We start from the raw sequence: 8,340 nt of genomic DNA on the forward strand, positions 1-8,340 counted from the left end.
GGGTCCCGCACTGCGTTGCCGCAGGTCAGGCTGTACGGCGTGTCGACGGCGACACGCCCGCTACTGGGAAAGGCTCAGTAGCGCAAGGCTGCTTCACAGGTGCTACCGGTCGGCCCGCGTCAGGCACTGTAGGGCTCGATGACGGTCTTGCCGGTGGTGTGGCCAGTCTCGACTGCGACGATGGCCTCGCCGGCTTGTTCGAGGGGGTAGCGGGCGGTGACGTGGGGGTCGACGAGGCCGTACTCGATGACCCCGGTGATCTTGGCCATGGCCTCGCTGGTGCGCTCGAGGGCGGAGCCGCCGATCTCGGTGGCCGTCGCGGGGTCGGCGGCGGAGATGATGCGCGAGGGGCTGGTGGCCAGTGCGGCGACCTGGCGCAGGGCATCCCCGCCGACCAGGTCGACGATGAGGTCCAATCCCTCGGGGGCGACCTCGCGCACACGGTCGGCCACGCCCTTCCCGGAGGGGACGAAGGTGGCCCCGGTGGACTCGACGATTTGGCGCTTGGTCTCCGAGGCGATGCCGATGACGGTGAACTGGTGGACCCGGCCGATCTGGGCGGCCATGAGCCCGACGCCGCCGCCGGCGCCGAGGATCAGGAGCGTCTGGCCGGCTTCGAGCTCGATCTGGTGGGTGGCGTCGTAGGCGGTGGCTGCTGCGACGGGGATGGTGGCGGCGTCGGCGAAGGAGATCTCCTCGGGCTTGGCCACCGCCTCGGTGGCCCGCACGATGGTGTCCTGGGCAAAGGCCCCGTATCCGGGGGCGACCGGACCGAGGATCGCATCGCCCACCGCGAAGCCTTCCACGCCGTCGCCGATGGTGGTGACGACGCCGGCGACCTCCTGACCCATGGGGGCCGGCAGCGGTAGGTCGGTGCCCAGAGCTCCGGAGCGGATCTTGTGGTCGATTGGGTTGACGCCGGCGGCGCGGACCTTGACCGCCAGCTCGCCCGGGCCCGGCGGGGGGGCCGGGCGGTCGACCAGCTGCTGGTTCTCCGGGCCACCGAAGTCATTGAATACGTACACCTTGGACATGGGGTTGCTTCTTCCTTCTTGTTGGTCGCTGAACGAGCCGAGTGTGGTCCCTGACCTGGCCGGCCGCTTCAGCCGGTGGTTGGTGTGCTCGTCAGGCGGTGGGGGGCTCGTCCTGCCCGGCTGCCTCGGCGGCGTCGGCCTCGTTCTTGGTCGGGTAGGCACCGTCGGCGGCGTGCTCGGGCGGGGCATAAACGGTGTAGAGCACGAGTGGCTCAGCACCGGTGTTGCGGAAGTTGTGCCGGGTGCCGGCTGGGATGGCGCACTGGTCACCGGCCTCGATCGGGTGGGTATGGCCGTTGAGGTCTGCCTGACCGGTTCCGCTGATGAAGGTGAGGATCTGGTCGGTGTTCTGGTGGACCTCATCACCGATCTCACTACCCGGGGGAATGGTCATGATGACGATCTGGGCGTGCTGACCGGTCCATAGCACCCGGCGGAAGTCGGGGTTGTCCTGGGCGACGTCGGCGATGGTGAAGTGCTCGATGTTGCCTTCGATGGTGAAGTGTTCTTCGGTGCTCACCTGGTGTTTCCTCCTGAGGTAGTGCTGGTTTCCAGCGGCGGGCCGGGACGGCTGGCGTTGAGGTGTCCTGGTCCGGTCCTGCTTACGGGCGGCGGGCCATTGCCTGTGCCTCGGTGGTGGTGCTCTGCGCCGGCGCTGTCGCCACGGCGCTGGTGGTGTCCTGGTGGCGGCGCAGCAGGCGCATGGCGTTGATAATGACGACCAGGACCGAAGCTTCGTGGACGAGCATCCCGATGGCCATAGTCACCCCGCCCAGGAGGACGCCGGCCAGCAGGGCGGCCACGGTGACCAGGGCGATGGTGATGTTCTGGCGCATGTTGTTCACGGTGCGCCGGGCCAGGCCGACGGCCTCGGGGAGCTTGAGCAGGTTGTCGCCCATGAGGGCGATGTCCGCAGTCTCCACGGCGACGGCAGAGCCGGCGGCGCCCATGGCCACGCCGATGTTGGCCGTTGCCAGGGCGGGGGCGTCGTTGACGCCGTCGCCGACCATGGCCACCACGTGACCTTGACGCTGCAGGTCCGCGACCGCGTCGAGCTTGTCCTCGGGCAGCAGGCCGGCGCGGACCTCATCGACCCCGGTCGCCGCACCAACTGCCTTCGCCACCAGCGGGGCGTCACCGGTGAGCATGACCACCTTCTTCACCCCGGCGTCGTGCAGACGGGCGACCATCTGCGCCGCGTCGGGACGGACCTCATCAGCCACCGCGACCACACCAGCCACCGCATCCTCCACGGCCACGATCATCGCCGTCCTGCCCGCTGCGGCGAGCTCCTCAGCGGCCTGCCCGGCGCCAACAGTGTCCGCGACGCCGTACTGCTCCAGCAGCGCCACGTTGCCGATGAGGACCCGGCGCCCGCCGATGGTGGCAGTGATGCCCTTGCCAGGCACGGGCTCGGTGACCTCGGGCAGCCCCGACGTGGCCAGCCCCTCCGCGGCTGCTGCCTCCAGGATGGGTCGGGCGAGCGGGTGCTCGGAGCCGGCCTCGGCCCGGGCTGCCCAGGTCAGCACCTGGGCGCGATCCATGGCTGGGGCCAGGACGACGACGTCGGTCAGGTGCGGGCGGCCCTTGGTCAGGGTGCCGGTCTTGTCCACCGCGACGGCGGTGATCTTGCCGGAGGTCTCCAGGTACTCCCCACCCTTGATGAGGATGCCGTCCTTGGCGGCCCGGCCGATGCCGGCGACGATGGAGACCGGGATGGAGATGACCAGCGCGCCGGGGCAGCCGATGACCAGCAGGGTCAGCCCGAGCACGACGTCACCGGTGATGAGTCCGACCACGAGGGCCAGGACCATGATGGCCGGGGTGTACCAGGCGGAGAACCGGTCCATGAACTGGGCGGTCTTGGCCTTGGCGTCCTGGGCGTCTTCGACGCGGTGGATGATGCGGGCCAGCGTGGTGTCGGCGCCGACGCCGGTGGCGAGCACCTGGAGGAACCCACCCTTGGCGACGGTTCCGGCGAAGACGTGGTCGCCCTTGGACTTCTCCACGGGGATGGACTCCCCGGTGATGGAGGCCTCGTCCAGGGCGCCGGTGCCGGCCACGACCTCGCCGTCCACCGGGACCTTAGCGCCGTTCTTGACCAGGACGATCTCGCCCATGGCCACGCTCGCAGCGGGCACCTCCACCTGCACGCCGTCGCGCATGACCACGGCCACGTCTGGGGCCACGGCCACCAGCTCGGCCAGTGCCGAGCGGGTCTTGTTCAGCGTTGCGGACTCCAGGGCGTGCCCGATGGCGAAGAGGAAGGTCACCGCGGCGGCCTCCCAGTACTCCCCGATGATCACCGCGCCGATCGCGGCCACCGAGACCAGCAGGTCGATGCCGATGACCCGGGCCATGAGCGCCCGGGCTGCCTTGGTCACGATCGGGGTACCCGCGACCACGGCGGCGGCCACCATGAAGGCGTTGCTCCACGCATCGGAACCGAGGCCGCGGGCCACGAAGAACGAGATGAGGATCAGCGCCCCGGAGACCACTGGGATCGCCCACCTGCCGTACCACCACTGCTGCAGCTTGTTCATAGCTGTTCGACCTTCCTGTAGCTGTCCAACCCCAGTTCGGGGTGCTGACAACGACGTTATGAAGATCGGCACCGGGCAACCATGACCGGCGTCAATCAACCGCACACCCATCCGTGCACCGCCGCCGGGGCTGCTCTAGCGTGCTGGCGCAATGAAGAGCGTCACCGCCGAGTTGATCGGCGGTGACGCTTAGCTGGTCCGGCTCAGAATGCGACCGGACGAGCCACGTAGCCTCGGCCCGCGGGCGCCCATGACCACACCCCAGTCCGCGGGGCCCGTGGGGCCGGGTGTCACGCGCATGGCGGGACGGCCCCGTCAGGTTCGCCTGGTTGCCAGTTCCTCCACCATCAGGCCCAGACCGCTACCGAGCATGAAGACGTCCCGAGCGATCCCCATGCCAGCCGGCGCTGGACGGATTCCGTCATCACGGGTGAACCCTGGCGTCTTGAGGTACACGGCCATCAATGCGGCCGAGAATCCACTTAGGCCGGCCGCGGCCACCCGGGTGGGTACCATCGGGGCTAGTAGCGCCGTGCCCAGAGCGATCTCGAAGGTCGACAACGCCTTCCCGAAGCGGACCGGGTCCATCTTCTTCAAGAACGGGAACGCGTTGGCGGCCTGGTCCCGCAGCCCCGTTGCCCCGTCGACGTCCAATGACCGCTTAGTGATTCCGGTGTTCAATATGAAGGCCCCGCTCGCCAGGCGCGGCGGGACATGGTGAAGCTTGACGCTCATAGCAATCTCTCCTGAGTTCTTGGGACGTGGGTCTACCAGCGGTTCACACGTGAGAATGCAGCGGGCAGGCTTCCGCTGATCATTGACGGGCCCGGCGGCCCGGTGCGGCCCTGATGGGTGGCGGGATGACGCCCGGGCAGTGCGCTCGCGCTTGGTCTGGGCACCGGTCGACGTCCCTGGTCGCCCTAGTGGAGGCGGGTCCTAGCTGTCCTCCGAGATAACGCTTGCGGTAACGCCGGCACCGCCGACGGTCACCAGGATGTCCTCGACGTCCAAGCGTCGGGGGTCGTAGTCGACGTCAACCCGGTGCGAGTGCAGATCGATGTGCACGGCCTGCACCCCGGAAGACGCTTCAGGTGCCGGTTGATGTCGGTGGCGCACGAGGGGCAGAAAGACTCGCCCAGGCGCAGCTGCAGGTGCGCCGCCTGTGCCATGACGCTCACTGTCCTTCTCCTTGGCGCGGCGGGCGTCAGAACGCGGCAGGCTTGGCGACGTACCCGGCCTTGCCCACAGCGGCGATCAGGTCCTCGACGCTGGCCTTGGCCGGGTCGTGGTCGACCTCGATGCGTGCCGAGGCGAACTGGACCTTCACGGCGCTGACGCCGTCCAGGCGTCCGACACGCTTCTCGATCTTCGCCACGCAGGAGGGGCAGGAGAAGCCTTCGGCGCGCAGGGTCGTGTGGGTGGTGGTGGGAGCGGTGGTGCTCATGGTGTGTTCCTTCCTTCTCTGACGAGGTCTCACCCTTCTTGGGTGCTGACTACGACGTTACGAGCGGGCTAGGAACCGAACCATGACGTGCATCAATCAACCGCAGCGGACGTGAGAGTCCTCGCCCCTCAGGCACTGGCGGCCACGGTGGCGAGCAGACGGTCGCCGTCCAGGATGGCGGTCCATCTGCGGCCGGAGTCGATGATGCCGTCCTTGCGGAGCTGGCTCATTACCCGGGAGACGGACTCCGGTGTCGAGCCGGTCATGCCGGCCAGGTCAGTGCGAGACAGCGGCAACTGGATCAATGTGGCACCGGAGGAGCTGTCCTGGCCGAACTTCTCGGCTAGGCGCAACAGCGTGGTCGCTACCCGCTGGGCGACGGTGGCGGTGGATTGCGCGGTGACGTCCGCACGCGCTTGCGCTAGCAGCGCGGTGACGTCGTCCACCACCCGTAGGGCGACCTCGGGGTGTTGCGTCATGACATCGCGGAAAGCGCGTGTGTCGATGCGTAACGCGCAGGTGGTGGTCAGGGCGCGAACGGTTTCGGGGTAGGTGGGCTGGCCCAGGGTGTGCATGCCTCCGAAGAGGTCGCCAGGGGCCAGGAGATCGACGACGACGTCCTGGCCGTTCGGGGTCGGGCGGGAGACCTTGGCGCGCCCGGCTGCCATGACGTAGAGATGTTCGGCCACGTCGCCGGCTGTGTAGAGCGGGTCGTCCTCAGCCCAGGACAGCGAGACCATGCGGTGGTCGATACCGACAAGATCCTCGTGGGACAGACCGGCGAAGAGCGGCACCTGGCCGAGAACCTTCATGCGTACCGGCAATGGACAGTGATGGGGCTGGGCGCAGGTTGAGCGCAGCGGGACTCGTCGTCGGCCAGGTGCGCCGGTAGCCGAATTGACCGGGGAGGATGCACCGTGCGATGCGGCGGAGCCGGGTTCGCTGCTCACGATTGCCTCCTGAAAGTGATGCTAGATGCGCCGAGACGAATAAGCACGTGCTTCGTCTCATTATTGGTAGCCGTAATGGTCAGGCGAGCGTGTATTCGCCCGCCTCCTGCACGGCTGCCTCGATGGTCGAGCGGTTCAGCTCGACGTCGTCCTTGTGCTTGAGGATGATGCGCGCTTCGCCGTCGGGAATGATCTCGGTGGCGACGGCACCGATACCTGCCACGAGATAGAGCCTGTCCTTGATGGCCCGCGCATCCTCGGCTGTGGTCATGCCGGCGACGGTGTAGATAGTGCTGATCATGCCCTGCTCCTGTCAGATCCGGCCGTTGAACGCCTGCATCGCGGCGTCCTCACGGGTGCCGCCACGACCGTCACCGTACGCGGCGTAGTCGGTGATCCACTCGATGGACTTGATCCACTTGACCATCTTGTACCCATGGTTCGACTCCACCCGCAGCCGCAGCGGCGCGCCCAGATGCACCTCCAACGGGTGCCCGTTGCGCTCGTACGCCAGGATCGTGTCGTCCTCGGCGACCGTGTCGAGGTCCAGCACCGCGTAGAACGGTTCCCGCGGCCGGTGGTCCCACATCTCCTGGGCCAGGCCGTGGGAGGTGATCATCACGTAGTTGGCACCCTCCGGGGGAGGTCCGAGGACCTCGAGGAGGTCACGGAGCCGGACGCCGGCCCATTTGGAGGTGGCCGACCAGCCCTGCATGCAGGTGTGGACCGCGATGTACTCGGTCTTCGGGAGCTGACGCAAGTCCCCCAGGCTCAGCTGCAGCGTCTTACCGCTCAGCTCACCACCGAGCTCGAGGCGCCAGTCACGGAAGCCGCTGTCCCGGTGGGCGAGCCACTCCGTGGACTCGTCCTTGGTCGGCGGGAGCCCGTTGGTCCAGTGGAACTCCGAGATGTCCTTCTCGGTGTAAGTACTCTGGCGTCCCATGCGGGGCTTCATCCAGTTCAGGGTGACCTTGCGGATCGGCTCAGTCAGCGCCACGAGCACGCGCTGGGAGCGCGGGCGGTCGGCCAGCGTGAGGTAGCTCAGAGCGATCCACAAGCCGATAACGACGACGATCGTGGCGATCGCGATGGTGAAGGCCTGCGCGTATCGGGCGGTGTCGGTGACACCGAAGACCATGTGCGGCAGGTTGTACTCGGGGTGGACCAAGAACACCAGACCGATGTGCATCACGATGAAAATGCTCATCAGGACCATGCCGATGAAGTGCAGCGAACGAGCGCCCTGGTGCCCACCCCACAGCTTCAGGTACCAGGGGAAGCGCGAACGCACGGCCGGGGACATCGCGATACCTGTCAGGATCAGCAGCGGCGCCAAGATGAAGACGACGCCGGTGTAGGTGAGCATCTGCAGCGCGTCGTAGGGCTGGAAATGCTCGATCGAGGGCACGCCGAAGCCGAGGTAGATCCGCATGGATTCCCACGCCTCGGGGAACACATCCCACGAGGTCGGCACGATCCGCCGCCACAGGCCGGTGCCGAACAGTAGGACGACGTAAAGCAGGCCGTTGATCAACCACAGCGTCACTCCCAGTCCGTGCCAGTGCCGCCCCAGGCCGATGTTCTTCTTCCCCGGCAAGGTCAGCAGCGGGCTGGCGGACCGCTCGTCCATGAGGGAGGTGTAGACGCCCTCCTCCTTCGGCAGCTCCCGGCGGGTGAACTTGATCCACTCAGTGCCCGGCTTGGAGTCATTGCGCCACCACAGGCGGGGCAGCGAGGCGAGAATTTCCCACCCGCTGCGCAGCACAATCCCCATTAGGACAAAGTTGAGCAGGTGTGTAGCCCGCAGCCAGAGCGGGAAATCCGGGTCCAAGAATGCCTCCATAGATCGTCGCCGGCTGTAGCCGCGCCTGTCCTCGCCACACTAACCTGGCTCAACGCAGATGAGGGTGTAGCGCTGGCTGGCTGAGCCGGTTCCGGGGATGGGTCGAGGTCCCCCAGGATGGAAGTTCTCACGCTCACCATCTGGAAGACCTCGACGTGCCTGAACTTACCTTCGCTGCCCCTGACCTTGCGACCTTCGCGCGCCTGGACGAGCTCGACCTCGTCGCGGTCGGCCAGCATCTCGATCCCGACCGGGCCGTGATGGAGTGCCGAGTCATGGCGCGCGCCGACGATGCGTTCTGCCGCGGGTGCGGGGCCGAGGGCACACCGCGCGGCACGGTGACCCGGTGGCTGGCGCACGAGCCGTTCGGGTGGCGGCCGGTCACGCTGCTGGTGCGGGTGCGCCGCTACCGCTGCACGGGCTGTCGTCGGGTGTGGCGGCAAGACACCTCGAGGGCGGCCGAGCCGCGGGCGAAGCTCTCGCGGGCGGCGGTGCGCTGGGCCCTGGTGGGTCTGGTCACCCAGCA

At 67.7% G+C, this 8,340-nt stretch carries 8 protein-coding genes and 1 pseudogene; 1 reads left to right on the forward strand and 8 read right to left on the reverse strand.

Features of this window, described 5'->3' with window-relative positions; translation table 11 throughout:
* Positions 1-119 precede the first annotated feature (119 nt).
* From ACWAT2_RS19195 to ACWAT2_RS19230, 8 genes are all read right to left on the reverse strand, one after another.
* Positions 120-1,034 carry an NADP-dependent oxidoreductase gene (locus tag ACWAT2_RS19195; protein ID WP_013882303.1) on the reverse strand — a complete coding sequence of 305 codons (915 nt, stop codon included), beginning with the start codon at positions 1,032-1,034 and terminating at the stop codon, positions 120-122.
* Positions 1,035-1,125: 91 nt separating this feature from the next.
* Entirely contained in the window at positions 1,126-1,554 is a 429-nt protein-coding gene (locus ACWAT2_RS19200) for a cupin domain-containing protein (protein WP_013882304.1), read from the reverse strand.
* A gap of 82 nt (positions 1,555-1,636) precedes the next feature.
* Positions 1,637-3,577: a heavy metal translocating P-type ATPase gene (locus tag ACWAT2_RS19205; RefSeq protein ID WP_402378187.1), complete on the reverse strand. Its 1,941-nt coding sequence runs from the start codon at positions 3,575-3,577 to the stop codon at positions 1,637-1,639.
* 315 nt (positions 3,578-3,892) lie between these two features.
* The gene (locus ACWAT2_RS19210) at positions 3,893-4,312 is read right to left on the reverse strand and encodes a hypothetical protein (RefSeq protein ID WP_013882306.1); all 420 of its coding nucleotides are present in this window, start codon (positions 4,310-4,312) and stop codon (positions 3,893-3,895) included.
* A 469-nt stretch (positions 4,313-4,781) separates the two neighbouring features.
* A complete protein-coding gene (locus ACWAT2_RS19215) occupies positions 4,782-5,021 on the reverse strand; it encodes a heavy-metal-associated domain-containing protein (RefSeq protein WP_154795784.1) in 240 nt (79 codons plus the stop codon).
* 128 nt (positions 5,022-5,149) lie between these two features.
* Positions 5,150-5,971 (reverse strand): Crp/Fnr family transcriptional regulator, encoded by an 822-nt coding sequence (locus tag ACWAT2_RS19220; RefSeq protein WP_225563477.1) that lies wholly within the window; start codon positions 5,969-5,971, stop codon positions 5,150-5,152.
* A gap of 79 nt (positions 5,972-6,050) precedes the next feature.
* The gene (locus ACWAT2_RS19225) at positions 6,051-6,272 is read right to left on the reverse strand and encodes a hypothetical protein (protein ID WP_402378191.1); all 222 of its coding nucleotides are present in this window, start codon (positions 6,270-6,272) and stop codon (positions 6,051-6,053) included.
* Between the two features lie 12 nt (positions 6,273-6,284).
* A complete protein-coding gene (locus tag ACWAT2_RS19230) occupies positions 6,285-7,814 on the reverse strand; it encodes a molybdopterin-dependent oxidoreductase (protein WP_402378194.1) in 1,530 nt (509 codons plus the stop codon).
* A gap of 155 nt (positions 7,815-7,969) precedes the next feature.
* Between ACWAT2_RS19230 and ACWAT2_RS19235 the strand changes: the two are divergent.
* Positions 7,970-8,340, forward strand: a pseudogene (locus ACWAT2_RS19235) (ISL3 family transposase); the annotation flags it as partial.

The sequence above is a fragment of the Isoptericola sp. GX10416 genome (assembly GCF_056590155.1).